27 protein-coding genes are annotated in these 25,861 nt (G+C 67.3%); 17 read left to right on the top strand and 10 right to left on the bottom strand.

What is annotated here, in order from left to right; genetic code table 11:
* Positions 1 to 177 precede the first annotated feature (177 nt).
* The 3 genes from ACVENA_RS15245 to purC are packed head-to-tail and all read right to left on the bottom strand — an operon-like array spanning position 178 to position 5,104.
* The gene (locus ACVENA_RS15245; RefSeq protein WP_449326042.1) at positions 178 to 3,090 is read right to left on the bottom strand and encodes a M16 family metallopeptidase; all 2,913 of its coding nucleotides are present in this window, start codon (positions 3,088 to 3,090) and stop codon (positions 178 to 180) included.
* Between the two features lie 42 nt (positions 3,091 to 3,132).
* Positions 3,133 to 4,278, bottom strand: a complete 1,146-nt coding sequence (locus ACVENA_RS15250; RefSeq protein ID WP_449326043.1) for a diguanylate cyclase domain-containing protein — start codon at positions 4,276 to 4,278, stop codon at positions 3,133 to 3,135.
* Between the two features lie 49 nt (positions 4,279 to 4,327).
* Positions 4,328 to 5,104, bottom strand: a complete 777-nt coding sequence (gene purC / locus ACVENA_RS15255; RefSeq protein ID WP_449326044.1) for a phosphoribosylaminoimidazolesuccinocarboxamide synthase — start codon at positions 5,102 to 5,104, stop codon at positions 4,328 to 4,330.
* 259 nt (positions 5,105 to 5,363) lie between these two features.
* Here purC and ACVENA_RS15260 point away from each other — a divergent pair, with 259 nt between their 5' ends.
* Positions 5,364 to 6,287: a crotonase/enoyl-CoA hydratase family protein gene (locus ACVENA_RS15260; protein ID WP_449326045.1), complete on the top strand. Its 924-nt coding sequence runs from the start codon at positions 5,364 to 5,366 to the stop codon at positions 6,285 to 6,287.
* Here the strand turns inward: ACVENA_RS15260 and ACVENA_RS15265 are convergent.
* The 5 genes from ACVENA_RS15265 to ACVENA_RS15285 form a co-directional block, all read right to left on the bottom strand.
* Positions 6,278 to 6,496, bottom strand: a complete 219-nt coding sequence (locus ACVENA_RS15265) for a hypothetical protein (protein ID WP_257544500.1) — start codon at positions 6,494 to 6,496, stop codon at positions 6,278 to 6,280. The genes ACVENA_RS15260 and ACVENA_RS15265 overlap by 10 nt on opposite strands.
* Before the next feature lie 10 nt (positions 6,497 to 6,506).
* On the bottom strand, positions 6,507 to 6,944 hold the full coding sequence (locus ACVENA_RS15270; RefSeq protein WP_257544502.1) for an SRPBCC family protein: 438 nt from the start codon (positions 6,942 to 6,944) through the stop codon (positions 6,507 to 6,509).
* Positions 6,941 to 7,264, bottom strand: coding sequence for an ArsR/SmtB family transcription factor (locus tag ACVENA_RS15275; RefSeq protein ID WP_257544504.1), 324 nt, complete (start codon positions 7,262 to 7,264; stop codon positions 6,941 to 6,943). The genes ACVENA_RS15270 and ACVENA_RS15275 overlap by 4 nt, the downstream gene beginning before the upstream one ends.
* A gap of 66 nt (positions 7,265 to 7,330) precedes the next feature.
* Positions 7,331 to 8,962, bottom strand: coding sequence for an alkaline phosphatase D family protein (locus tag ACVENA_RS15280; RefSeq protein ID WP_449326046.1), 1,632 nt, complete (start codon positions 8,960 to 8,962; stop codon positions 7,331 to 7,333).
* A 54-nt stretch (positions 8,963 to 9,016) separates the two neighbouring features.
* Positions 9,017 to 10,150, bottom strand: coding sequence for a DUF3667 domain-containing protein (locus ACVENA_RS15285; protein ID WP_449326047.1), 1,134 nt, complete (start codon positions 10,148 to 10,150; stop codon positions 9,017 to 9,019).
* Positions 10,151 to 10,377: 227 nt separating this feature from the next.
* On the opposite strand from ACVENA_RS15285, the gene ACVENA_RS15290 reads away from it, so the two are divergent.
* The 11 genes from ACVENA_RS15290 (at position 10,378) to ACVENA_RS15340 (ending at position 18,271) form a co-directional block, all read left to right on the top strand.
* A complete protein-coding gene (locus ACVENA_RS15290) occupies positions 10,378 to 11,661 on the top strand; it encodes a glutamate-5-semialdehyde dehydrogenase (RefSeq protein ID WP_449326048.1) in 1,284 nt (427 codons plus the stop codon).
* A 31-nt stretch (positions 11,662 to 11,692) separates the two neighbouring features.
* On the top strand, positions 11,693 to 11,962 hold the full coding sequence (locus tag ACVENA_RS15295; RefSeq protein WP_449326049.1) for a CopG family ribbon-helix-helix protein: 270 nt from the start codon (positions 11,693 to 11,695) through the stop codon (positions 11,960 to 11,962).
* Complete coding sequence (locus ACVENA_RS15300; protein WP_449326050.1) at positions 11,962 to 12,249, top strand: type II toxin-antitoxin system RelE/ParE family toxin; 288 nt, start codon at positions 11,962 to 11,964, stop codon at positions 12,247 to 12,249. The genes ACVENA_RS15295 and ACVENA_RS15300 overlap by 1 nt, the downstream gene beginning before the upstream one ends.
* Complete coding sequence (locus tag ACVENA_RS15305) at positions 12,246 to 12,899, top strand: nicotinate-nucleotide adenylyltransferase (protein WP_449326051.1); 654 nt, start codon at positions 12,246 to 12,248, stop codon at positions 12,897 to 12,899. The genes ACVENA_RS15300 and ACVENA_RS15305 overlap by 4 nt, the downstream gene beginning before the upstream one ends.
* On the top strand, positions 12,896 to 13,279 hold the full coding sequence (gene rsfS, locus ACVENA_RS15310) for a ribosome silencing factor (protein WP_449326052.1): 384 nt from the start codon (positions 12,896 to 12,898) through the stop codon (positions 13,277 to 13,279). Before ACVENA_RS15305 ends, rsfS begins: the two co-directional genes overlap by 4 nt.
* Before the next feature lie 32 nt (positions 13,280 to 13,311).
* On the top strand, positions 13,312 to 13,740 hold the full coding sequence (locus ACVENA_RS15315; protein WP_449326053.1) for a 23S rRNA (pseudouridine(1915)-N(3))-methyltransferase RlmH: 429 nt from the start codon (positions 13,312 to 13,314) through the stop codon (positions 13,738 to 13,740).
* Complete coding sequence (locus tag ACVENA_RS15320) at positions 13,737 to 14,954, top strand: murein hydrolase activator EnvC family protein (protein ID WP_449326054.1); 1,218 nt, start codon at positions 13,737 to 13,739, stop codon at positions 14,952 to 14,954. Before ACVENA_RS15315 ends, ACVENA_RS15320 begins: the two co-directional genes overlap by 4 nt.
* A gap of 110 nt (positions 14,955 to 15,064) precedes the next feature.
* On the top strand, positions 15,065 to 16,453 hold the full coding sequence (locus ACVENA_RS15325) for a S41 family peptidase (protein WP_449326055.1): 1,389 nt from the start codon (positions 15,065 to 15,067) through the stop codon (positions 16,451 to 16,453).
* Positions 16,454 to 16,562: 109 nt separating this feature from the next.
* Positions 16,563 to 17,045, top strand: a complete 483-nt coding sequence (locus ACVENA_RS15330) for a disulfide bond formation protein B (protein ID WP_449326056.1) — start codon at positions 16,563 to 16,565, stop codon at positions 17,043 to 17,045.
* Positions 17,042 to 17,557: a demethoxyubiquinone hydroxylase family protein gene (locus tag ACVENA_RS15335; protein ID WP_449326057.1), complete on the top strand. Its 516-nt coding sequence runs from the start codon at positions 17,042 to 17,044 to the stop codon at positions 17,555 to 17,557. Before ACVENA_RS15330 ends, ACVENA_RS15335 begins: the two co-directional genes overlap by 4 nt.
* A 90-nt stretch (positions 17,558 to 17,647) precedes the next feature.
* The gene (locus ACVENA_RS15340) at positions 17,648 to 18,271 is read left to right on the top strand and encodes a hypothetical protein (protein WP_449326058.1); all 624 of its coding nucleotides are present in this window, start codon (positions 17,648 to 17,650) and stop codon (positions 18,269 to 18,271) included.
* A 157-nt stretch (positions 18,272 to 18,428) separates the two neighbouring features.
* On the opposite strand, the gene ACVENA_RS15345 is transcribed toward ACVENA_RS15340, so the two are convergent.
* Both ACVENA_RS15345 and ACVENA_RS15350 read right to left on the bottom strand, forming a co-directional pair.
* A complete protein-coding gene (locus ACVENA_RS15345) occupies positions 18,429 to 19,691 on the bottom strand; it encodes a SulP family inorganic anion transporter (RefSeq protein ID WP_449326059.1) in 1,263 nt (420 codons plus the stop codon).
* Between the two features lie 71 nt (positions 19,692 to 19,762).
* A complete protein-coding gene (locus tag ACVENA_RS15350) occupies positions 19,763 to 21,697 on the bottom strand; it encodes a prolyl oligopeptidase family serine peptidase (RefSeq protein WP_449326060.1) in 1,935 nt (644 codons plus the stop codon).
* Between the two features lie 306 nt (positions 21,698 to 22,003).
* On the opposite strand from ACVENA_RS15350, the gene ACVENA_RS15355 reads away from it, so the two are divergent.
* From ACVENA_RS15355 to rpsK, 5 genes are all read left to right on the top strand, one after another.
* Positions 22,004 to 22,402 (top strand): hypothetical protein, encoded by a 399-nt coding sequence (locus ACVENA_RS15355; RefSeq protein ID WP_257544540.1) that lies wholly within the window; start codon positions 22,004 to 22,006, stop codon positions 22,400 to 22,402.
* Positions 22,403 to 22,552: 150 nt separating this feature from the next.
* Positions 22,553 to 23,896: a TldD/PmbA family protein gene (locus ACVENA_RS15360; protein ID WP_449326061.1), complete on the top strand. Its 1,344-nt coding sequence runs from the start codon at positions 22,553 to 22,555 to the stop codon at positions 23,894 to 23,896.
* 10 nt (positions 23,897 to 23,906) lie between these two features.
* Positions 23,907 to 24,692 (top strand): inositol monophosphatase family protein, encoded by a 786-nt coding sequence (locus ACVENA_RS15365; RefSeq protein ID WP_449326062.1) that lies wholly within the window; start codon positions 23,907 to 23,909, stop codon positions 24,690 to 24,692.
* A 331-nt stretch (positions 24,693 to 25,023) separates the two neighbouring features.
* Positions 25,024 to 25,392, top strand: a complete 369-nt coding sequence (gene rpsM, locus ACVENA_RS15370) for a 30S ribosomal protein S13 (RefSeq protein ID WP_184098428.1) — start codon at positions 25,024 to 25,026, stop codon at positions 25,390 to 25,392.
* Between the two features lie 78 nt (positions 25,393 to 25,470).
* The gene (gene rpsK / locus ACVENA_RS15375) at positions 25,471 to 25,860 is read left to right on the top strand and encodes a 30S ribosomal protein S11 (protein WP_003040416.1); all 390 of its coding nucleotides are present in this window, start codon (positions 25,471 to 25,473) and stop codon (positions 25,858 to 25,860) included.
* Position 25,861: the final 1 nt, after the last annotated feature.

Raw genomic sequence — 25,861 nt, forward strand, 5'->3', positions numbered from 1 at the left:
CCTCCCGCAGGCGGGAGGGGCAGTGAGACTTACGAACTTTGTTCGTTAGTCGCAGCGGGGTGGGCCATTGCAACGTTGCTGCCCACCCCCAGCCCCTCCCGCCTGCGGGAGGGGAGAAGAGTGTCGCCTTCCGATCGAGAGCACCGCCTTTCGTAAGCGACGCCTACACCACCCTCGCTACTTCCCCGCCTTGTCGCTCACCGCCTTGATCACCAGCGCCTTGTCATCGAGCAAATAGCGCTGCGCCAGCGCCTGCAGCTCGGCGGGCGTCGCGGCTTCGACGACGGCGAGGCTGTTGCGGCTGCGGTCGAGGCGGTCGGCGCGGCTTGTCGCTTCGGCCACATAGGGCAGCCAATAGCTGTTCTCGCGCCGCGCCTTGGTCATGCTTTCGAGCAGCGGTTTGCGCGCGCGGTCGAGCAGGTCGGCGTCGACCGGCGCGTCGCGCAATTCCTTCGCGATCGCAAAGATCGCCGCGCGCGTCGTCGCCAGATCCTTGTAGTCGACATTGCTCGCCGCGAGGAGATGCCCATAGCCCGGATATTCGTCCGACAGGCTGACGCCCGCACCGGGGCTGTAGCTTTCGCCGAGCTTCTCGCGCAGTTCCTCGGTCAGCTTGAGCTGCATCAGCCGCGACAGGAGGTTGAGCCGCATCGCCTCGGTCAGGTCGCTGTCGTCGCGCGCGGGCCAATAGACGCGGATCTCAGCCTGCTCGGCCGGCCCCTTGTGGATCAGCGTGCGTTCGCTGCGGTCGGTTGCGAAATGGCGGACGCGCGCGTCGGCATGCGGGTCGAAGGCGGCGCGGCGTTCGGGCAGCGCGCCAAAGGTCTTCGCGATCGCGTCGATCGCCGCCTGCTCGTCGATGTCGCCGACGACCCCGATCTCGATCGCGCCATGCGCCAGGCTGTCGGCGATCGCGGGTTTGAGCTGCGCCCAGTCGAGCGCCATCACCTTGGCGAGCGGCGGCGTCTGCTCGCGCGGATCGTCACCGGCGAGGATGCCCTCGGCGTCGCGGCCGATCACCGCGGCGGGAGTCGCGTCGTTCGCGGCATATTGCTGCGGCAGATAGCGGCGGATCAGCGCCAGTCCATCGGCGCGATAGCCGGGGTGGGTCAGGAAGGCCGCCATCAGTCCCGCCTGCAAGCCGAAATCCTCGGGCGAGGTCAGCGCGCTGCCGCCGAAGGCGTCGTCACTTGCGCCGAAAGCCGGGTTCACCGTTCGGCCGGCGAGGATCGTGCGGAGTTCGTCGAAGCTGTGCGCTTCGAGCCCGCCGAGCATCAGCGAGCCTGCGAGCGCGACTTTCGTCGGGTCATCGCGCGTCGCGAGCAGATTGCCGCCGTCGACGCGCAGCGACAGATAGACGCGGTCCTTCTGGAAATCGGTCTTCTTGATGTTGAGCATCACATTGTTCGCGAAGCGGATCCGGCGGATGCCGAGGTCGTCGATCCGCGTGTCGCTGACCACCGTCCCCGGCGTGCCGAAATCGTCATAGGCGAATTTCGCGCTCGCCGCCGCGGCGGGCGCGCTGACCGCGACCTGCTGCGAGGCGTTGAGCGCGGCGAGGATCGCGCCGGTGCCGCCTTTGATCGGCGCCTTGGCGGTGACGCGCGCGAGCGGCGGGCTGAGCCCCTCCATCCGCTTGCGGAACGCCGCGGTCACCGCGTCGGCGGTCAGCGTCGGCGCCACCGCGTCGAACATCGCCTGGGTGGTTTCGGGGCGGACGACGACGAAGCTGCCGTCGGCGGCCTTGACCAGCACGTCGGCCATCGTGTCGCTGCGCCGCGTATCGACCCCGGCGACCGCATTTTTAAGCGCAGTGCGGCGGTTGGCGATCTGTTCGTCGACCTCGGCCTGAGTGAAGCCATATTGGACCGCGCGGCGCCATTCCTGCTCGACGAGCGCGAGCGCATCCTTCCACGCGCCCTCCTTGGCGACCGCGCCGACGCTGACCTGGTCGAAGCGCTTCCAGCCGTCATTGTCGCTGAAATAGCCGGCGAGGATCGGCGAATTTTCGTCGAGCGCGATCTTCGCGAGCCGGCGGCTGAGGATCGCCTCGCCGACATCCTCGGCCAGCTTGCGCGCGCGCTTCGCCTTGCTGTCGACCTCGTCCACCCACGGCTTGAACGCGGAGATCGTCACCGAATCCTGGATCGCCGGATCGATGAAATCGTCCGCCGCCTCGGGCCGCTTGAAGTCGATGCCGCCGATATCGGGGTCGGCACCCGCGGGGCCGCGGCCCTTCCAGTCCGAAAAGCGCGCCTTGATCTTCGCCTCGATCGCGGCGGGATCGAAATCGCCGACCATCACCAGCGTCGCGCGCTCGGGGCGGTAATAGCGGTCATAGATATCGCGGATGCGCGACGCGGGGGCGGTCTTGATCACCTCTTCGGTGCCGACCGGGATGCGGCTGGCGACCTTCATCCCCTGCATCTGGAAATCGAGCTGGTCGATCAGGCTGCGCAGCTGATAGCTGTCGCGCGCGCGGCGTTCGGACAGGATGATGCCGCGCTCGCGGTCGACCGCGGCGGGGTCGATCGTCACTTCGCTCGCGGTCTCGCGCATCAGCATCAGGCCGGTGTCGACCAGATCGTCGGAGGCGTTCGGCAAGTCGAGCTGATAGACGGTCTGGTCGAAGCCGGTGACCGCATTGGTGTCGGCGCCGAAGGCGAGGCCCTTGCGCTCGAGCAGCTTCACCATCTCGCCCTCGGGCACATGGGTCGATCCGTTGAACACCATATGCTCGAGGAAATGGGCAAGGCCGCGCTGGTCGTCGGCCTCGGCAAAGCTGCCGACATCGAAGCGCAGGCGGACGAGGACACTGTCCTTGGGCGTGCTGTTCTTCAGCAGCGCATATTTCATCCCGTTCGGCAGGACGCCGAAGACGATGTTGGGATCGACCGTGATATCGCTCGCGGCGAAGTTCCAGGCCCTGGCGGCGGCGGTTTGCGGATTGACGGTCGCGGCGGCGGGCGCGGCGGCGGGCGCGGCGGCGGGCGCGGGTGCCGGTTTGGCAAGGACGGGCGCGGGGCCGGCAGCGAGGAGGGCGAGGGGCGACAGCGCGAGCGACGCGCGCCGGAGCAGGTGCAATTTCATGCCGCCGGTGTGACGGCGCCCGCGCGGCGGGTCAAGCGCCGCCTAGGCGCGGCGCGACACGCTTTCGACGGACGACTTGATGTTTCGATCAATCGCCTTGGCGGCATAGAGCGCGCGGTCGGCGACCTCGAACAGGTCGCGGCTCGTCGGTCCGTTTTCGGGCCAGGCGGCGACGCCGACACTCGCGCCGACGCGGATCACATGCCCCTCGATCCGGCAAGGCGCGGCGAGTGCCGCGAGGATATGGTCGGCGAGCGCGGTTTCGAGCAGCGGCGATCCCGCGGGCACGAGGATCGCGAACTCGTCGCCGCCCTGACGCGCAACCATCGCGTCCTTGCCGCAGGCGCGGCGCAGCCGCACCGCGATTTCGCAGAGGAGCTGATCGCCCACCGCATGGCCGTGCCGGTCGTTCACCGGCTTGAAACCGTCGAGGTCGAGCAGCGCGATCGCAAAGGGCCGGCCCTCGCGCGCGCGTCCGATCTCCTCGGCGAGGCGGAGGTCGAAGGCGCGGCGATTGGGCAGCGCGGTCAGCGGATCGCTGTGCGCAAGCTCGCGCATCTGGCGCTGGAGCATCAGCAGATCGACGAGCTGGCCGTGCTGCTGGACGATCATGCGGATCAGAAAGATCGTCGCGACGATCAGGCTCGTCCCCGCACCCACTTCGGGGGCATGGCCCGAGGTCAGCATCAGCCCCGCGACGGGCACCAGCCCGATGGCGATGTTGACCAGCGCGGCGAAGCGGATCGGCGACAGGCAATAAGCGGTCGCGAGCGATCCCATCGCCATGATCATCGCATAATAGCTGTGATTTTCGGGCGCGGCGGCAAGCCAGTTGACCACCGTCCAGACGCTGCACATCGCCCCCATCACCGCCGACAGCCACGTCGCCTCGATGCGGACACGCCGCGCCCGGCGCGGGCTCATGCGGCGGCCGCGATTCTTCATCAGCGTGCCGAAGCCGAGCAGACAGACGCCCGCGAGGATGACGGGGAAACCGATACGGATGATCGGATGAACGGTGGCGATGCCGGCATAGATGGCGGTCGGCGTCGTCGCCGCCAGCATCAGGAACAGCATCGGGGTTAGCGTCTCGATGCGATGCGCGCGCAAAAGCGCCAGATCGTCCCGGATATCACCCGGAACCGGCGGGAACACCCGCGCGCCGAACCATTGAAAGACCCCCGTCATGCGCCGGGGGTAGCAAGCTGTGGTAAATCAAGCCTTAAGGATGGCCGCCTCAGTTCTTCTTCTTGCGATGGCTTTCGAGGTCGAGCACCGCATTGTCGCCGCCCTCGGGCAGCAGGCCGAGCCGGCGCGCGACCTCCTGATAGGCCTCGACCTCGCCGCCGAGATCGCGGCGGAAGCGGTCCTTGTCGAGCTTTTCGTTCGTCGCCATGTCCCACAGGCGGCAGCCGTCGGGGCTGATCTCGTCGGCCAGGATGATGCGGCTGTAGTCGCCCTCATAGAGCCGCCCGAATTCGAGCTTGAAGTCGATGAGGCGGATGCCGACGCCCGCGAACATGCCCGACATGAAGTCGTTGATGCGGATCGCCAGATCCTGGATATCGTGAAGCTCGTCCTGGCTGCACCAGTTGAAGCAGGCGATATGCTCCTCGGCCACCAGCGGATCGCCGAGCGCGTCGTCCTTGTAGCAATATTCGATCAGCGTGCGCGGAAGCGGCGTCCCCTCCTCGATCCCGAGCCGCTTCGACAGCGTGCCCGCGGCGACGTTGCGCACGATCACCTCGATCGGCACGATCTCGACCTGGCGGATGAGCTGCTCGCGCATGTTGAGGCGGCGGATGAAATGATGCGGCACGCCGATATTGCCGAGCAGCGTGAACACATGCTCGGAAATCCGGTTGTTGAGCACGCCCTTGCCGTTGATCGTCCCGCGCTTCTGCGCGTTGAAGGCGGTCGCGTCGTCCTTGAAATACTGGATCAGCGTGCCCGGTTCGGGGCCTTCGTAGAGGATCTTGGCTTTGCCTTCGTAGATCTGGCGGCGACGGGCCATGGCGCGCGGACTTTCTGTCGGAACCAAAAGAAGAACCCGGCGAAAGCGACTCAGGCAAGAGGCGCGCCGCCGGGGCGATGCGGCGCCTATAGCGGCAAAGCGCGGGCGCGTCATCCCCGGCATCGCGTCCCACCATTCCCCTCATCATTCCGGGTATCGGACCGCGCCGCATCCCCCTACCCACTTACGTTTACGTAAACTAGAGCTTGCCTTCGCCCGCCCGGCTTGCAACCATGCCGCGATCCCCAAGGAGAGAGACATGAGCTACAACGAGATTCGCCTCGACAAGCAGGACGGCATCGCCATCCTGACCCTCTACCGGCCCGAGCGGATGAACGCCTTCACCGCCGACATGATGGCCGAGATCATCGCCGCGCTCGACGAATGTGACGCCGACGACGCGGTGCGCGCGGTGATCTTCACCGGCCATGGCGACAAGGCCTATTGCGCGGGCGCCGACCTGGGGTCGGGCGGCGACACCTTCGATTACGACAAGCGCGCCGACAAGCAGCGCCAGCTTCCCGAAGGCACGCCGCCGAGCCCGGTCGCGGAGGATGGCACGATCGACTGGTCGCATCCGCTCGTCCGCGACGGCGGCGGGCGCGTGTCGATGCGTATCTTCGCGGCGAAGAAGCCGGTGCTCGGCGCGATCAACGGCGCCGCGGTCGGGATCGGCGCGACGATGACGCTGCCGATGGACGCGCGCCTCGCGAGCGAGACCGCGCGCTACGGCTTCGTCTTCGCGCGGCGCGGTATCGTCCCCGAAGCGGCGTCGAGCTGGTTCCTGCCGCGCCTCGTCGGCATCGCGAACGCGGTCGACCTCTGCTATTCGGGTCGCCTGATCTCCGCCGCCGAAGCGCATGAAAAGGGCCTCGTCCAGTCGGTCCACGCGCCGGGCGCGCTGATCGACGCCGCCATCGCCAAGGCGCGCGAGATGACCGAGCACAGCGCCCCCGTCTCGGTCGCGCTCACCCGCCACATGCTCTGGCGCATGATGGGCGCCCCGCACCCGATGAGCGCGCACCGCTGGGACAGCCGCGTCATCTTCTCACGCGGCCGCAGCCCCGACGCCGTCGAGGGCGTGACGAGCTTCCTCGAAAAGCGCGCGCCCAATTTCACCGCCAGCGTCGCGAACGACTATCCCTGGTTCGACGAGTTCGAGGAAAGCCCGCCCTATGGCTGAGGCGCCCCAGCCTTGACCTGCCGCGCTTTGAAATAGGGGCGGAAAAACAGGTAGAGGCCGGTCAGGGTCAGCAGGAACAGCGGCGCGAGCGGGAGATAATAGACCCATTGCGCCGGCTGCCTGCCGATGCCGAGCGTCGCGAAGATGGCGGCGACGATCACGGTGAAGACGATCGACGTCCAGCGGTGGAACGGCCGGATCCAGGTCATGACACTCTCCTCATCCGCGCGCGCCATCGAGCGCCGCGACGGTTTTTTCCAGATTTTCGAGATGAATGCGCCAGCCGCCCTGCGCGCCGCCGAACGCCTGCTTCTGCTCGGGGCGGAAGCCGGTCTGCTCGACGCGGAGCAGCGTCCCGGCATCCGCGGGTTCGAGCGTGAAGGTGACGACGCTTTCGAGGTCGAACGCGGGGTCCGCGTGCGGGTGATTCCAGCTGTACGACAGCATCCGCCCCGGATCGACGTCGAGGATTTCGCATTCGACCTGTCCCCAGTCGCCGCGAAGCTGGAAGCGATGACCGAGGTCGAGGCCGAAGTCGTTCTTCATCAGCCATTCCTCGATCAGATGCTGCGTCGTCAGCGCGCGCCAGATTTTTTCGGGCGGATGCGGGATTTCGCGTTCGACGGTGACCGTGCGGACGTCGGGCGATGCGTTCATTGATCCATCCTTTTCAGCAAATCTTCGAGATCGTCGAACCGCGCTTCCCAGAAGCGAGTCATGCGGCCGGTCCAGTCGACCAGCGGCGCGAGCGCGCGTTGCTGCGCGCTGTAATGCGTCTGCCGCCCCTCGTGGCGGTCGAGCACCAGCCCGGCCTGCCGAAGCACGCCGAGATGCTTCGACACCGCAGGCTGCGAGATTCCGGCGCCGCTGGTCAACGCGGCGACCGTCTGTTCGCCGTCGAGACAGAGCCGCTCGAACAGCCCGCGCCGGGTCGGGTCGGCGAGCGCCCGGAACAGAAGGTCGGGGGATGCGGTCATAATCCATAACTCCGTGGCTATGGATTTCTCATAACCATAGAGTTATGAATGTGTCAAGCGCTCGCGTCAGGCCGTATCATAAGTCCGCCGCCCGCGCGTCGCGGTCATGCGGTGCGAGCTCGTCAGCTGAAGGTCATGCGCGCGCACCGAAGCGACACTATGCCAGTCGGCGGTCACCCGATCGGGGGCCAGCGCGACGGTCACGTAACCACGATCGCGCGTATTCGCCCAGCGAAGCTGCGGCGATGAGGCGCGCAAGGCGGAAACGCGCGTTTCGTCCGATATGCCCGGGGTATAGGCCTCGAAGCCCGGCGAACTGACGCTCTGTCCGGCGACCTCGATCCCCGCCGGCCGGCCGTCGTGCGCCAGGTCGAATGCCCAGGCATTGTGACTGTCGCCCGACAGGGTGACGAGATCGGCATCGGCGCTTTGCGCCGCGGCGAGCAGGCGGTCGCGCGCGGCGGGATAGCCGTCCCAGCCATCCATGTTGAGCGGCAGCCCCGCCTTCGCGGCAAGCTGCGCCACTTCGACGCGGCGCTTCACGAAATCGGGCTGATCGGGACCGAACCAGTCACGCGATTCGGGGGGCGTGAAGAGCGCCCCCATGACGATCTGCTGCGCGCAGACCTGCCAGCGCGTCCCCGCCTTCACCGATCTCGCGAAACCGTCGAACAGCCATTTTTCCTGCTCGGCGCCCATCAACTGGCGCTGCGGGTCGCGATAGGCGGTTTCGGCGAAGGTCTTGAGCGTCGCCGCGACGTCGCCCTTTCCTTCCAGCAGCGCGCCGAGATCGAACGGCTCGTCGCGCGCGGTGACACGCGTTTCGGGAAGGAAGATCGTCGCGAGGTCGCCGACCTGATAGTCGCGCCAGCGGGTCTCGGCGACGGGCATCCATTCGCTGTGGGCGCGCTCGGCCGCCGCCTTGCGGTCGACCCAGCTTCCCTCGCCCGCATTGTGATTCTCCGCCCCGCCCTTCCACGTATCGTTGGCGAATTCATGATCGTCCCACTGGGCGATCATCGGGAAGAGCTGATGCAGCCGTTGCAGATCGGGATCGGCGCGATAGGCGGCATAGCGGAGCCGATAGTCGGCAAGCGCGATCAGTTCCTGCGGGGGCTGCACCAGCCGTCCCGGCACCACCTCCTTCGCCGTGGGATAATCCCCCGCCCGATATTCGTAGAAATAGTCGCCGACGTGCGCGACGAGATCGATGTCGCCGCGCGCCGCCGCGTGACCATAAGCGTTGAACCAGCCGAACGGCATGTTCGCGCAGGAAAAGAGCGCGAGCGTGAAGCCGCTCGTCGGCCCCTGCGGCAGGGTGCGGGTGCGGCCGGTCGGTGACGTGGTGCCGTCGGGCGCGATGAAGCGGTAGAAATACCAGCGGCCGGGCGCGAGTCCGTCGACGCTGATCTTGGCGGTATGATCGCGCTCGCCCTCGGCGGTGACGCTGCCCCCCGCGGCAATGGTCGCGAAATTGGACGTCGCGGACAGTTCGACCGTCAGCCGCGTATCCGACGGCGCGGCATAACGCGTCCACAGCAGGATGCTGTTCGCGCCGGGCTCGCCGCTCGCGACGCCATGGGTAAAGCCCTGCGCCGCCATCGCTCGCGCCGCGCCGGGCAGCGTCAACGCGGCGAGCCCTGCAGTGCCGAGCTTGATGAGCAGGCGGCGGTCGATTTCACCCCAGAGCCGATGCATCGCTTGTCCTCCCGTTTCGCCGGGCCCTGCCCGGCCCTTCGTTACAGTTCCTCGTCAGCCGGCGGCGCCGAGCGCGAGCAGCAACAGCATGAACATGATCACCGCGAACAGGCTGAAGAGAAGCAGCAGGCTCGTTCGCGCCAGCGCCCCGATCCGCGACGATCGATAGGCGCCGCGAAGCTGGCGATACATGTGGAAAGGTACATAGAGCAGCGCGACAAAGGTCGCGAGCTCGCCGAAGATCGTCAGGTTGAGCAAGCGCACGGCCACGAACATCAGCAGCATGAAGCTGATCGAATAGGTCACGAAGACGAAATGATCATATGTGTGGAAACGCCGGCTGAACGGATAGAGCAGCCATAGGAAGGGCAGCGACAGCGGAATCAGCGCCCACGCGAACTTATAGGCGTTCGCCTGCACCTTGTAGAGGATCAGCGCGGGATTCGCGAACGCCTTTTCCATGCCGTGATCGATGAACGGGATGCCGGAGCCGACCTTGTTCCGCGTGACGAAATCGGCGCTCGTCCTTACCTGCTCGACCGGGTTGGCAAGCACCGGCGGGCCTGCGGCGCGGTCGGCTTCGCGTTCCTCTGCGCTGCGGCTGCGCGTTACGCCCAGATAGCCGGCGCTCTTCTGGAGCGTGTCGCGCTCGGCCTGCAATTCGCCGCGCCGCGCCGCGGGCAAGTCCTTTTTCGCCAGTTCGATGTCGATCCGGTCGACCTCGTCCTGCATACTGTCCTTGATCGCCGCCGCGCGCGTCTGTTCGGCGGCGGCCTTGTTCAACTCCTGACCGAGCCCGCCGCCCGCGCCGACCATCGCGAGCACGGCATAGGTCAGGAACACTGCAAAGAGGAACAGCGCCAGCGGCGAAATAAAGCGCGCGCGCTCGCCGTGGATATAGCGCCGCGTGAGGTCGCCAGGCCGCCACGCGAGCAGCGGCAGCGTGTTCCACAGCTTGCCCTCGAAATGAAAGATCGCGTGGACAAGGTCGTGCCCGATCGCGCCGAAGCTGCGATGGACGTCGGCCTTCTGCCCGCAGCGATGGCAATGCGACCCGACGAGGCTCGTCCCGCAATTGAGGCAGCGTGCGCCGCCGTGCCCCCCGGTGCCGCCGTGCCTGGGCTCGACCGCCGAGCCCGCCAGCCCCGCCGTGATCGCCGCCCCGATGCTTTCGATGTCCCCGCTCATGCGCCCCGACTGGATAGGATTGTTGGATCGATCCCGGCGTCATTGCGAGGAGCGAAGCGACGAAGCAATCTCCAGCCATGCTGCTGTCTCGCCGATGGCTGGAGATTGCTTTGTCGCCTGCAGCTTCCCGCCATGACGATCACGATTGGCTACCCGCTCTAATGGGGCGTTGCAACCTGCGCAACGAGGGCTTTCGGCACCCGCGTGAATCATGATAGGGCCGCGCGATGAACGCCGAAGCCCTCACCCCGCCGCGCCCCGCCGACGCCGACGCGCTGATCGCCGACATGGGCGCGCGCGCACGCGTAGCGGCGAAGCGGCTCGCGGTCGCATCCACCACGGAAAAGGCGGCGGCGCTGCGCGCAGGCGCGGCGCAGCTTCGCACGCAGGCGGCGAAAATCCTGGACGCCAACGCCCGCGACATGGAGGCTGGGCAGGCTGGCGGACTGACCGCGGCGATGCTCGACCGGCTACGGCTCGACGAGGATCGGCTGAGCGCGATCGCCGATGCGGTCGATGCCGTCGCGGCGCTCCCCGATCCGGTCGGGCGCGAGATCGACCGCGCGGTGCGTCCGAACGGCATGGAACTCAGCCGCATTCGCGTGCCGCTCGGCGTCGTCGGCATCATCTACGAAAGCCGTCCGAACGTCACCGCCGACGCCGCCGCACTCGGCCTGATGTCGGGCAATGCGGTGATCCTGCGCGGCGGCAGCGAGGCGGTGCACAGCAACCGCGCGATCCACGCGGCGCTCGCCGCCGGACTCGCCGCAAGCGGCCTGCCCGCCGATGCGGTGCAGCTCGTTCCGACACAGGACCGCGCCGCGGTCGGCGCGCTGCTCCGCGCGCAGGGGCTCGTCGACATCATCATCCCGCGCGGCGGCAAGGGCCTCGTCGCGCGTGTGCAGGACGAGGCGCGCGTACCCGTGCTCGCGCATCTCGACGGGATCAACCATCTCTATATCGACGGCGCCGCCGATCCGGCGAAGGCGCTGCCGCTGGCGGTCAACGCCAAGATGCGCCGCACCGGCATCTGCGGCGCGACCGAGACGATCCTGATCGACCGCGCCTATCCCGCGCCGCTCGCCATCGTCGACGCGCTGGTCCAGGCGGGCTGCGAGGTGCGCGGCGACCGCGATGTCGTCGCGCTCAGCCCGCATGTCGATGCGGCATCGGCGGGCGACTGGGACAGCGAATATCTCGACGCGATCGTCTCGATCGCCATCGTCGATGGCCTCGCGGGCGCGCTCGCGCATATCGACGCGCATTCGAGCCGCCACACCGACGCGATCGTCACCGAAGACGAGGCGGCGGCCGAACGCTTCCTGTCGGAGGTCGACAGCGCGATCGTCATGCACAACGCCTCGACCCAGTTCGCCGACGGCGGCGAATTCGGCCTCGGTGCCGAAATCGGCATCGCGACGGGACGGCTCCACGCGCGCGGCCCGGTCGCGCTCGAAGGGCTGACGACCTATAAGTGGCTGGTGCGGGGGACGGGGCAGACGCGTCCTTGAATCATTTGTATACAAATGATACATTCAGACCATGACCAAACAGACCGTCATTTCCGCCCGCGTCGATGACGACACCGTCGCTCTGGTCGATGAGATCGTCGCAGCGCAGGGTCGCAGCCGCGCATGGTTCGTCTCGCAAGCGGTTCGTGAACATGCCCGACGCGAGGCGGACTTTCTGGCGTTTGTTCAGGAAGGCGTCGATGCTGCGGAAGCAGGCGACTGGATTTCGCACGACGATATGAAACAATGGATCGCCGATCGACGGGCGCAGCTGCGGGCAAAAAGGGACGGCACCGCTTAATGGCCCGGCTCAGATGGTCCGGGCCGGCGCGCTCGGATCTCGCGCGTATCGAAGATTTTTACGCGACTCGCGATGCCGAATTTGCCGTCCGTGCCGTCGATGCCGCGCTGGAGGCAGCGGAGTTTCTGCTTGATCGTCCACGCGCCGGTCCGACGTTCACGGACGGCGCCTTGCGCAAGTGGCGCGTGCCCGCGACGCCGCTGCTCCTCGTCTATCGCGTCGAACCGGATGGGATTCTGATCGCCCGGGTTCAGCATAACCGCAGCGACTGGCAGTCGCTCCTGTGATCACCACCGGGCTCCTCGGCGGCAGCTTCAACCCGGCGCACGGCGGGCATCGGGCGATCAGCCTCGATGCGATCGCGGCGCTGGATCTCGACGAATTGTGGTGGCTCGTCTCGCCGGGCAATCCGCTGAAGCCCGCGAAGGGCATGGCGCCGCTTCCGGCCCGTCTCGCATCGGCGCAGCGCATGGCGCGGCGCTCGCCGATCCGCGCGACCGCGATCGAGGCCGAACTCGGCACGCGCTATACGGTCGATACGCTGAAAAAGCTCGTGCGGCGCTATCCCAATCGCCGCTTCATCTGGATCATGGGCGCCGACAATCTGGCCCAATTGCCCCGCTGGCGCGACTGGCGGGGGATCGCGCGATTGATGCCGATTGCGGTGATTGCGCGTCCGGGCTATAATGGCCGCACCCACGCCGCCCAGGCGATGGGTTGGCTGCGGCGCTTTGTCCGGCCCGCGGACCAGAAACGTCACTGGACGGACTGGAGACCGCCTGCCCTCGTGTTCCTGCGTTTTTCGCCCGATGTGCGATCCGCAACTGCAATACGGCAGGCCGACCCCCGCTGGTTCGAGAGCTATGCAGGCCGCGCGATGCGCGACCCTGTCACGCATTCGCGGCTGGCCATGGATGAAAGGAATGAAACCGCTTGATAGCCGCCAGTAAGGATGCCGCACCCGCCAACAGCGTGGACGCGCTCCACGCGCTGATTCTCCACCAGCTGGACGAGGATCAGGCCCAGGAAACCATCTCCATTCCGCTTGCCGGCAAGAGCAGCATCGCCGATCATATGGTGATCGCGAGCGGCCGGTCGACGCGTCATGTCTCGGCGATCGCCGACAAGCTGGCGCAGCGCATCAAGCAGGAAACGGGCCGCAGCGTCCGGGTCGAGGGGCTGCCGAACGCCGACTGGGTGCTGATCGATTCGGGCGACGTGATCGTCCACCTGTTCCGCCCCGAGGTGCGCAGCTTCTACAACCTCGAGCGCATGTGGTCGTTCGGCGACGCGCCGCCGGTTGCCGCGGTAAATTGACGCCTTTGCCTCGCTAACGTAGGCGAGGCGTCATGTTGCTGCACATCATCGCGCGCGGGCGCATCGGGCGCGGGCCCGAGGCCGAGCTGGTCGAGCGCTACATGAAGCGCGTGACCTGGGCGCAGAAGATTTCGGAGCTTCCCGACACCGGCGGGCGCGTTCCTGCACCGGCCGACAACAGCCGCACCCTATTGCTCGACGAGGGCGGCGAGCAGCTCTCCTCGCTCGAATTCGCGAAACTGCTCGAAAAATGGCGCGACGGCGGGGTGCGCGAGGCGCGCTTTTGTCTCGGCGCCGCCGATGGCTTCACCCCCGCCGAGCGCGAGGGTGCCGACCGGGTCATCGCCTTCGGTCGCGCCACCTGGCCGCACCTGATGGCGCGTGCGATGCTCGCCGAGCAATTGTGGCGCGCGACCAGCATCATTGCAGGGCACCCCTATCACCGCGAGGGGCGGCAATGAGGCGCTGGGCCTTCCCGCTGGCGCTGGGCTTCGCTGCCGTCGGCGGCACGCTGGCGGTCGCGCAAAGCGACGATGTCTTCGACCCTCAGGCGATCGCAGCGCGCGAGCGCGAGCAGCTTCTGACCGCCAAGCGGCAATCGGCCGACGCGATGACGCGCAGCGCCGCGCTCGAAGCGCAGGCGACCGCCGCACACGACGAGGCCGAGCGGCTGAAGAAGCGCAGCGCCGCCCTCGCCGCACGCATCCAGTCGGCCGAAGCCGACATCAATGCCGGCGAAGCGCGCGTCGCGCTGGTGTCACGGCGGCTGAAGGGGCAAGAGGCGCGGCTCGCCGAGCAGCGGCAGCCCTTGCTGGAGCTTACCGCCGCGTTGCAGCAACTCAGCCGCCAGCCCCCGGTGAGCGTCCTCGCCCAGCCCGGATCGCTGACCGACATGGTGCATGCGCGCGCCGTGATCGACGCCGCCATGCCGGTGATCGCGCAACGAACGGCGGGCGTGCGCCGCGAGCTTGCCGAACTACGCGCCGTCCGCCGGCAGCAGGGAATCGCGCTGCAGGCACTCGCTGCGAGCAAGACCGAACTCGCCCAGCGCCGTGACGCGCTAACCCGGCTCGAAAACGAGGGACGGCTGCGCTCGCGCGAGTTGATGAGCAGCGCCCAGCTCGAAGCCGACCGCGCCCTCGGGCTGGGCGAAAAGGCGCGCGACATCGTCGAACTGATGGATGCACTCGAAACCGACGGCGCAGTGCGCGGCGAACTGGCCCAGCTCGCGGGCCCGATCCCGCGCCCGCGCGATCCGACGAGCGCGGTGATGCGGACGGCTCCGCCTGCACCGGCCGAGGCCGAGCTTGCGCGCGGCGTCTATCGCCTGCCCGTCGTCGGGCGCATCGTCGCGGGGCTGGGCGAAGTCAATGACAGCGGCGTCCGCTCGCGCGGGATCACCATCGCGGCGCGCCCGGGCGGGCAGGTCGTCGCCCCCGCACCGGGGCGCGTCAGCTTCGCGGGCGATTATCGCGGCTATGGCAAGATCGTCATCATCGACCATGGCGGCGGCTGGATTTCGCTGGTCACCGGGATGATCGCGCTGTCGGCGGGGGTCGGCGACACGCTGGACGCCGGGGCGCCGATCGGCCGCGCCGGGTCCGACGACAGTCGGATTACCGTCGAACTGCGGCGCGCCGGACGGCCCGTGGATATCGCCCGAATGTTGGGGTGACCCCATGTCTCTGTCCCGGAACTCCCGCTTGACGCTCCCAAAATTCCGTAGGACGATGGCGCGCCGGGGATTATAAGGCAGGTTCACGCCTGCGCGATTGAAAGATGACCATGACCGAATCGATCCAGACTGCCTCCTCTTCCCGGCGCCGCTTCGCGCTGTGGCAGGGTGCCGCGGCGCTTTCAACCCTTGCGCTCGTCCCGCTCGCGACCGGGGCGATGGCGACCGTCGACGCCTCGACGCAGCAGGAAATCGCCCGCTTCATGGATGTCTTTCTCGAGGTCAAATCCAACTATGTCGAGCCGGTCAGCGACGACAAGCTGATCGAGGGCGCGATCAACGGGATGCTCGCCAGCCTTGACCCGCATTCGGGTTATCTCGACGCGCGCGACTATTCCAATCTGCGCACCCAGACCGACGGCGAATATGGCGGGCTGGGCCTGTCGGTCACGATGGAGGACGGCGTAGTCAAGGTGATCGCGCCGACCGCCGACACCCCCGCCGACCGCGCCGGGGTCAAGGCGGGCGACTATATCACGCACATCAACAAGCAGTTGATTTTCGGAATGACGCTCGACGAAGCGGTCGAGCAGATGCGTGGGCGTCCCGGCACTCAGATCGAGATCACCGTCGTGCGCGAAGGCCAGGACAAGCCGATCGAGATGACGCTGACCCGCGAGATCATCGACGTGAAGCCGGTCAAATGGGAAGTGAAGGACGATGTCGGCGTGCTGACCATCGCCAGCTTCTCCGCCGACGCGACCCGCGACCTCAAGGCCGCGATGATCTCGGTCGAAAAGTCGCTCGGCCACAAACCGCGCGGCTGGGTGCTGGACCTGCGCTCGAACCCCGGCGGGCTGCTCGACGAAGCGGTGGGGGTCAGCGACATCTTCCTCGACCGCGGCGAGATCGTCTCGCAGCGCGGGCGCAAGAAGGGAGATATCGAACGCTATTTCGCCGAACCCGGCGACCTTGCCGGCGGCGCGCCGATGATCGTGCTGATCGACGCGGGCTCCGCCTCCGCTTCCGAAATCGTCGCGGGCGCGCTGCAGGATCAGCATCGCGCGGTGATCATGGGCGAACGCAGCTTCGGCAAGGGATCGGTGCAGACGGTGCTGCCACTGACCGACACCACCGCGCTCCGCCTGACGACCGCGCGCTATTACACCCCCTCGGGCCGCAGCGTGCAGGAAGGCGGGATCGAGCCCGACATTCGCGTGCCGCAGCTTTCGGACCCCGATTACAAGGATCGCCCGCGCTTCCGCGAAAGCGACCTGCGCCGCCATCTGATCAACGAGAAGAAGGTCGACAACAGCCTGCTCGAAAAGGACGAGAAGGACGATCCGCGCTTCACCGCGACCGCCGACGAGCTGAAGGCCAAGGGCATCAAGGATTATCAGCTCTATTATGCGCTGCAGACGATCGGGCGGATCGGCCCGGCGACGCCGCGCATGGCGCAGGGCGGCAAGCCGCCCGCGAAACCGGCCGCACGCAACTGATTTGTTCAATCCGTCGTCCCGGCGAAGGCCGGGACCTCGCCTTCTGTATCTGACGCACCGGCGAGATTCCGGCCTTCGCCGGAATGACTATAGTTCAAGGTAAGTGTTGATGCTCCAATCCCGCCTTGCCGCGCCGCTCGTCGCGCTCGCCGCGCCGCTGCTTCTTTATGGCGGCGCGCTCGTGTCGCAGTTCGGCTTCGGCCTCCATCCGTGCGAAATGTGCTATTGGCAGCGCTGGCCGCACCAGGCGGCGATCGTGCTGGCGTTGCTCGCGCTGCTCCTCAATCGCAACGACAAGGTCATGCGCGCGCTGACCCTGCTCGCCGCCATCGCAATCGCGGTCAGCGGTGCGATCGGCATTTTCCACGCCGGGGTCGAATATGGGCTGTGGGAGGGGCTGACGACGTGCAGCACCAGCCATAGCGGCCCGATTTCGCTCGACGAGATCATGGCGGCGCCGATCATCCGCTGCGACGTCGCGCAGTGGCGGCTGTTCGGCATCTCGCTCGCCGGCTTCAATGCGATCTTCTCGCTCGCCGCCGCCGCGCTCGTCTTGACCTTGCTGCGCCGCCGGACCACATCGGCGGCATGAGCAAGCACCGCACCGCCTCGATGATCCGCGTCGACCAGGCCGGCGAATATGGCGCGACGCGCATCTATGCCGGCCAGCTCGCGGTGATGGGCGACCGCCACCCGATGGCGCGCGAGATCGCGCATATGGCCGAACAGGAAGAGCGACACCGCGCCTTCTTCGACGCGATGATCGCGCGCCGCGGCGTGCGCCCGACCGCGCTCCAGCCGGTCTGGAACGTCGCGGGCTTCGCGCTCGGCGCGGTGACCGCGGCCATGGGTCCGCGCGCCGCGATGGCCTGCACCGCCGCGGTCGAGACCGAGATCGACCGCCACTACCGCCATCAGATCGACGAACTCGGCGACAGCGATCCCGAGCTCAGCGCCGCGGTCGAGGATTTCCGCGCCGAGGAGCTCGAACACAAGGAAGCCGCGCTCGCTGCAGGGGCCGAAAGCGCGCCCGGCTATCCGCTGCTCAGCCTCGCGATTCGCGCGGGCTGCCGCGCAGCCATCGCGCTGTCCAAGCGTATCTGATAGATAAGCCTCTCGCCGTTCCGCGGCGCGAAGGACGACGGAATGTTCATGGACTATGCAGAGAGCGCATGCCATTCCGACCGAAACGCAATGAAGGATAAGATGATGACCCGCCTGCCGCTCGCCGCGCTGTTTCTCGCCAGCAGCCTCGCCGCTTTCCCTGCCGCCGCGCAGGAGGCCAACACGGTGAACGCCGACAAGATCAATCAGGTGATCATCTATGGCGACGACAAGTGCGAGCAGTCGAGCCCCGACGAGATCGTCGTCTGCAACCGCCTGCCCGAACAGGATCGGTATCGCGTGCCGCAGATCTTCCGCGGTGGCGATCCGCTCGACCCGCGCAACCAGGCGTGGCTCAACCGCGTGACCTCGATGGAGCGCGTCGGCCGCTTCGGCACCGACAGCTGCTCGCCGGTCGGGCTTGGCGGCTTCACCGGCTGCACGCAGGCGCTCCTCGCGGGCGCCAAGGCCGAACGCCAGGCGGCCGACAAGACCGACTGGCAGGCGATGATCGCCGACGAGCGCGCCAAGCGGATTGCGGGCATCGACGCCGCGGCGGACGAGGTCGAAGCCGCGGTCGTCGCCGAGGAAAAGGCGCTCGCCGAACGGCAGAAGGCGGCCGAGGAGCTCGAACGCCAGGCCAGCGGACAGGCTCCGGCGCCTGAAACGCCCGATGTCGACGCGGGCGACCTGCCGGTGCCGCCGAAGAATTAGAACGTGATCGGCTTAGGCTGAAATATCGCCTTCCTTATCTCGTCATCCCGGCGAAGGCCGGGATCTCGCCGATGCGTCAGGCCGAGACGGTGAGATCCCGGCCTTCGCCGGGATGACGATTCCTTCAAGGAGGCGGACGGTCAGGAAACCGGGCCGCTCACCCCTCGCGCGGCGTCCACGGCGTCGGTCCCCGCCCCTTCCACCAGCGCAGCAGCAGGCCGAGCGCGACACCGACCCCGATCGCGATCGTCAGGTCGGCGAACACCGTCAGCACCAGCGTCAGCACGAGCAATAGCAGTTCGTCGCGCGGCAGAGTGAGATGCTCGCGCCACTTCTCAGGTTCGGCCATGTTCAGCGCGGTGACGAGCAGCACCGCCGCGAGCGCCGGCAGCGCCAGCGCGCCGGCGAGCTTTCCCGCGACGAGCAGCACCGCGAGGATCACCAGCGCGTGCACCATCCCCGCAACCGGCGTGCGCCCGCCCGCGCGGACGTTTGTCGCGGTGCGCGCGATCGCGCCGGTGACCGGCAGCCCGCCGAACAAGGGCGAGACGATGTTCGCATAGCCTTGCGCGAGCAGTTCGGCGCTCGGGCGGTGATGCCCGCCGAACATGCGGTCGGCGACGATCGCCGACAGCAAGGATTCGACCCCCGCGAGAAAGGCGATGGTGAAGGCCGAGGGCAGCAGTTCGATCAGGCGATCCGCCGTCACCTGCGGCCAGTGCGGCGCCGGAAGCCCCGATGGCAGCGCGCCGAAGCGCGATCCCACCGTATCGACCGGCAGGTGAAAGGCGGCAACCGCCAGCGAGGCAAGACCGACCGCGATCACCAGCACCGGCCAGCGTGGACGCCAGCGGCGCAGCAGCAGGATCGCGGCGACGGTCGCGGCGGTGACGCCCAGCGCCGCCGGGCTGAGTGTCGCGCGCGCTGCCCATAGCGCCTCGATCTTCGGGATCATGTCGGCGGGAACCTTGCCCGCCGACAGGCCGAGCGCGTCCTGGAGCTGGCTGGCGGCGATGATCGTCGCGATGCCGATGGTGAAGCCGTCGATCACCGGTTCGGGGACCAGCGCGATCAGCCGGCCGGCGCGGAAGAAGCCGGCGATCGTCAGGATGATCCCCGCCATGATCGTCGCGACGATCAGCCCGTCCATCCCGTGATTCTGGATGACGCCATAGACGACGACGATGAAGGCGCCGGTCGGCCCGCCGATCTGCACCCGGCTGCCGCTCGTCGCCGAAATGATGAAGCCGCCGATGATCGCGGTGACGAGCCCGACGAAGGGCGTGCTGCCCGACGCAATGGCGATCGCGATGCAGAGGGGTAGCGCCACGAGCGCGACGCTGACCCCGGCCAACGCATCGGCGCGGAACAGCGGCCAGCTGTAATCGCGCATCGTATCCAGCAGCTTGGGCCGGCGCATCGCATCTCCTTGGGCAAGAACCTGCCAAAAGCCGCTAGGCCTCGGCCCGCACTGCGGTCAAGTCGCGTGCGTCAGTTCAGCAGATATTGCTTCCAGAAAAGCAGAGAGGTCCAGAAGGTGTAATCGACATTCTCCTTCTTGCCCCACTGATGCCCCTCGTTGGTCGCGACCAGATGCCAGGCGGTGCCGCCGTTCCCCCGCACGGCGGCCACGACCTGCTCGGCCTCCGATGCCGGGACGCGCGGGTCGTTGGCGCCGGTGACGACGAACAAGGGCTTCTTGATGTCGGCGACGCGGGTGAGCGGGGAGATTTCCATCAGCTTCGCCCGCTGCGCGGGATCGCGCTCGTCGCCATATTCGACGCGGCGCAGGTCACGACGATATTCCTGCGTGTTTTCGAGGAAAGTCACGAAGTTCGAGATGGCGACGACGCAGAGGTTCGCGCGCAGCTTGTCGGCGAAATGCGTCGCGGCGGCATAGCACATATAGCCGCCATAGCTGCGCCCGGTCAGCCCGAAGCGCGTCGCGTCGAGCCTGGGATCCTTCGCGAGCGCGTCGAGAAACACGCCCATGTCCTTGACGCTGTCCTCGCGCTTGAACGGCCCGTTGTCGAGCCCGACGAAGCGCTTGCCATAGCCGGTCGAGCCGCGGACGTTGGGGTAGAAATAGGCGACCCCCAGCTCATTGACGATATAATTGGTGCTGCCCAGAAACTCGGGGCGCCACTGGCTTTCGGGTCCGCCGTGGACGTGCATGATCAGCGGCCGCTTGCCGGGGAATTTCGCGGGATCGGGGCGATAGAGGAAACCCGACATCTCGAGTCCGTCGAAGCTCTTGATCGTGACCAGTTCGGGCTCGATGTTGCGTGCGGCGTCGAGGCCGCCGGTCTCGCTTTGCGTCCAGCGGGTCACGGCGAGCGTTTCGGGATCGACGCTATAAGCATCGGCCGCGCTGTGCGCCGAGGTGAAGCCGATACCGATCGCGCCCCACGGCGCAATCTCGAGATGACCGATCACGCCCGCGGGCAGCCCATCGACCGTCTGCGCCGCGCCGCTCGCGACGTCGAGCACACGCAATCGGCTCACCCCCGCCTCGTTGATCGCATAGGCGATGAAGCGCCCGTCGGGGGAGATGTCGAACGCCTCAACGTCCCATGTCTCGGCCGGGCCGCGCGGTGTGAAGGCACCGGTCTTCGGGTCGAGGGTGCCGAGGCGCAGCACGTCGCTGCCAGCATCGCTCGTGGCCCAGATCGCGCCGTCGGGCGCGAAGGACGCGCCCTCGAAAGCGATCTTCTTCTTGTGATCGCCGATCGGCGTCATCTTGCCGCTTGCGAGGTCGAGGCGGAACAGGTCGGTCTTTTCGATCGAGGCCGATCGCGCGACCAGCGCCCAGCTCTTGTCGGGCGCGAAGCCCGCGACCGACCAGCCGTTGCTGTCGACCTGCGCCGCCATCCGCATCGACGCGGGATCGCGCGGGTTCATGACGTAAATATCGTTGTCGCGGCCGTTACGCCGCGTCGAGGTGAAAGCGACGAGGCTGCCGTCCTTGCTCCACGCATCGAGCGAATTACGGCTCTTGCCGTCGGTGAGCAGGCGAAGGCGCCCGTCCTTCATCGCATAAATCTGATAGAATTCGCTGCCGCCAACGTCCTTCTGGACCAGCATCATGTCGCCATTGGCGGGCGACCAGCCGCCATGTGCGACCGGTTCCGCTTCGAAGGTCAATTGCTCGCGCGCGGCCAGCGGGCGGGCGACGCGGTGAAGCTGCGTCGTGTTGCCGAAGCGCGTCGCGATCAGCATCGATTTGTCGGCGGGGTTCCAGCCGACGAAGGCGGCGCCGCGATATTCCATATAGGGGCGCGTGGCGGCGGTCAGTTCGGCGGGCACCGCGGGAACGCCGTCGGCAACCAGCGCCGCAGGCCTCGGTTCGACCGCGGCTTCGCCTTCGGCGGCGGCCGCGGACGCGAGCGGAAGAGCCAGAGCGGCGAGAGCGGCCAGATAACGCATCGATGATTTTCCCCTGTTGCCGAAGACGAGCGGCAAGCGATACCCGCTCGGCTATCCGATGCAAAGGTTGCGGACGGAAACCGCTTCACCCTCAACCGGCCAGGGCCGTTCATCGCGAATTGGTCACAAAACACGGCGAATAGCGCCGATATGGCAGCGATTGAGGCACTCCAACCCGGATTCGTGGCGAATCCGCGACGAAGCGAATGCAAAAATTAACGAATCACTGGCAGAGTGTCTTGACTTGGGAATTTTTGGGGCAAAACGTGGCGTTTCTGGGAATCGCCAGCCGGAGGGGCTGAAAACATGGCATCGACGTTCGGACCGCGCCTCTGGCGCCGATCGACTGCAAGCGTACCGCCGGCACGCAGCCTGGGTCGCCGCATGACCGTCCACGCCGCCGCCGCCCTCATCGCCTTTGCCGCCTTGCAGATATGGCTCGTAACCAGCGCAGTCGCCGCCGGAGCGCCGTCGGCGCTGATCGCGGTGGCTCTCGTCATGCTCCTCGCGCTCGCCGTCCCGATCGCGCGGATGACCGAACGCCATTGGTATCATCTCAGTCGCCAGGCGCTGGCGAGCTGGGGATTGCACGCGCGTTTCCGCCGCGACGTCCGCCGCCTGTGGGCCGCGGCGCTGACGCTGCCCTTTCTGTGGGTCAGCGGCGCGATGGCCGCCACCGACGCCATCGCTGCAATCGCGCGCTAATCCTTTCCTTTCTCGTCATCCCGGCGAAGGCCGGGATTTCACCCTATCGCTATAACTCACCGGCGAGATCCCGGCCTTCGCCGGGATGACGGAGGTATTGAATCCGACATAGATTTTGACGCTGGCCCGCGCGCCGTATAGGGCGCGGACATGCTGACCGTTTCCGAAGCCCTGGATCGCGCGCAGATGCTCTGCGACGCCGCGACGAAAGCCGGCGCCGACGCCGCCGACGCGCTCTATTACTGCAACGCCGCCACCTCGGTCTCGATGCGCCTCGGTGCGCTCGAGGATGTCGAGCGGTCCGAAGGACAGGACATTTCGCTCCGCGTCTTCGTCGGCCAGCGCAGCGCCAGCGTGTCGACCGCCGACATGGATGCAGGCGAACTCGCCAAACTGGTCGAACGCTGCGTCGCGATGGCGCGCGAGGCGCCGGAAGATCCCTATGCCGGCCTCGCGCCCGAGGACCGGCTGTTCAAGGGGCCGGTGCCCGATTTCGATCTCGACGACGGCAGCGAAGCCGATCCGCAGGCGCTGCGCGAAGCAGCCCTCGCGGTCGAGGAAGCGGCGCGCGCGGTTGCAGGCGTCACCAACAGCGAGGGCGGCAGCGCCAGCCACAGCCGCACCCGCTTCGCGCTCGCGACCAGCCACGGCTTCACCGGCGGCTATGGATCGAGCGGGCACAGCCTGTCGGCCAGCGTCATCGCGGGCGAAGGCGCGGGCATGCAGCGCGACTATGGCTGGCACAGCGCGCACCACCTGTCCGACCTCGAAAGCGTCGAAGCGATCGGCACGCGTGCGGGCACCCGCGCGGTCGCGCGGCTCAATCCCGGCAAGGCGCCGGTCGGCAAGGTGCCGGTGCTGCTCGATCCGCGCGTCAGCGGCGGCATCGTCGGCCATCTTCTCTCCGCGATTGCCGGGCCTGCGGTCGCGCGCGGCACCAGCTTCCTGCTCGGCAAGGAAGACCAGCCGCTTTTCGACAGCGCCATCGTCATCCGCGACGATCCGCACCGGCCGCGCGGCCTGCGCAGTCGCGCCTTCGACGGCGAGGGCCTGCCGACCGCGCCGCGCGACATCGTGACCGGGGGCAAGATCACCGGTTGGCTGCTCGACACGGCGTCGGCGAAACAGCTCGGCCTCCAGCCCACCGGCCATGCCAGCCGCGGCGGCGGCGCGGCGGGCGTGACGGCAAGCAACCTCCACCTCGCGGCGGGACCGCAGAGCCCCGAAGCGCTGATGGCCGACATCAAGGAGGGCGTCTATCTGACCGAGCTGATCGGCCAGGGTGTCAATCCCGTTACCGGCGACTATAGTCGCGGCGCGTCGGGCTTCCTGATCCGTGACGGCCGGATCGCCGGGCCGATCGCCGAGTTCACCGTCGCGGGCAATCTGGTCGACATGTTCGCCGCACTCATTCCCGCCAACGACCTCGAATTTCGCCACGCGGTCAACGCGCCGACGCTCCGTATCGACGGCATGACCGTCGCGAGCGCCTAGGCCTTCCGCCATGCCCGGCCATAACCTCGAAGCCGTGATCGCCGCGACCCGCGAGGTCGGCGACATGGCGATGGCGCGCTGGCGCGGCGAGGGCAAGGCGGTCAGCGTCTGGAACAAGTCGCACGACAATCCGGTCAGCGACGTCGACCTGGCGGTCGATGCGCGGCTGAAGGCGGTGCTCGGCGCGATCGAGCCGCGCGCCGGCTGGCTGTCCGAAGAGACCGCCGACAATGAAGACCGCCTGGCGTGCCGCGCGATGTGGTGCGTCGATCCGATCGACGGCACGCGCGATTTCATCCGCGGCCGCCCCGGCTGGTGCGTGTCGGTCGCGCTCGTCGTCGACGGTGCGCCCGAACTCGGCGTTCTCTATGCCCCCGCGCTCGACGAATTATGGGTCGCGCAAAAGGGGCACGGCGCGACACTCAACGGCGAGACGTTGCGCGCGAGCCGCCGGATGCTCTTCGACGGATCGCGCGTCCCCGCCGACAGCCTGCCCAAGATCGACCGCGACCTGATCATGGTCACCAAGCCGAACAGCATCGCGTTGCGCATGGCGCTCGTCGCCGACGACCGCGCCGACCTCGTCGCGACGCTGCGCTGGGGGTTCGAATGGGACGTCGCCGCCGCGGCGCTGATCGCGACCGAAGCGGGCGCGGTCGTCACCGATGCCTTTGGCGAACCGCTGGCGTTCAACACCCCGCGCGCGCAGGCCTTCGGCGTCATCGCCTGCGCCCCCGGAATCCACCGCGCCGTCGTCGGCCGCCTGCACGACCGCGCGGTGGCGTTGACGTCGTAATCGGCGCTTTCCTACTTTGTCCATCAATGCCAGTATCGATTCAACGCCGCGTCAAAGAGCGCTTAAGGCAACAAAGGATACAGTTTCGAACGCCCCGTCCGTATCCTTTGTAGCTTTAGGGGCGAGCCATCGCCCTTCGGCCCACCGCAAAGCCGGGCACATTGCTTGACTTTCGGCCCGACTCACCTTAGTTGCGCATGCATTCCGACAGCCTGACCGGACGGCGAAACGCGGCTAGCGTATTCGTGGTCCGTTTTTTGCGTTGGAAATCAGACGCTTTGAGATAGGACTCGGCTGCCAGCGAGTCCTGTGGAGCAGGAGAAAGAACAGCATGGCACGTATCGCGGGCGTCAACCTGCCCACCAACAAGCGCGTTATCATCGCGCTCACCTATATCCACGGCATCGGCCGCAAGACCGCCGTCGACATCGCCGACAAGCTGGGCATCGACCACAGCCGTCGCATCCAGGATCTTTCGGACGCCGAAATCCTCCAGATCCGCGAAACGCTCGACGCCGACCATACGGTCGAGGGTGACCTTCGCCGCAACACGGCGATGAACATCAAGCGCCTGATGGACCTCGCCTGCTATCGCGGCCTGCGTCATCGCAAGGGCCTTCCCGTCCGCGGCCAGCGCACGCACACCAATGCGCGCACCCGCAAGGGCAAGGCGAAGCCGATCGCTGGCAAGAAGAAGTAAGCCGGTTTTTCCGCGCCGGTGGCCGCCCTTCGACGGCTGCGCCCCGGCCCGCTTCAGGATTTAGGACAGGATTTCAACATGGCTCGTGAACCGCAGCGCCTTCGTCGGCGCGAACGCAAGAATATCTCGTCGGGTGTGGCCCACGTCAACGCGACCTTCAACAACACGATGATCACCATCACCGACGCGCAGGGCAACGCGATTGCATGGTCGAGCGCCGGCATGATGGGTTTCAAGGGCAGCCGCAAGTCGACTCCCTATGCGGCGCAGGTCTGCGCCGAAGATGCGGGCAAGAAGGCCGCCGAGCACGGCGTCCGCACCCTCGAAGTCGAGGTCAAGGGCCCCGGTGCCGGTCGTGAATCGGCACTCCGCGCCCTTCAGGCGGTCGGCTTCCACATCACGTCGATCCGCGACGTGACGCCGATCCCGCACAATGGTGTCCGCCCGGCCAAGCGCCGCCGCGTCTGAC

This window comes from Sphingopyxis sp. 550A (assembly GCF_053569535.1).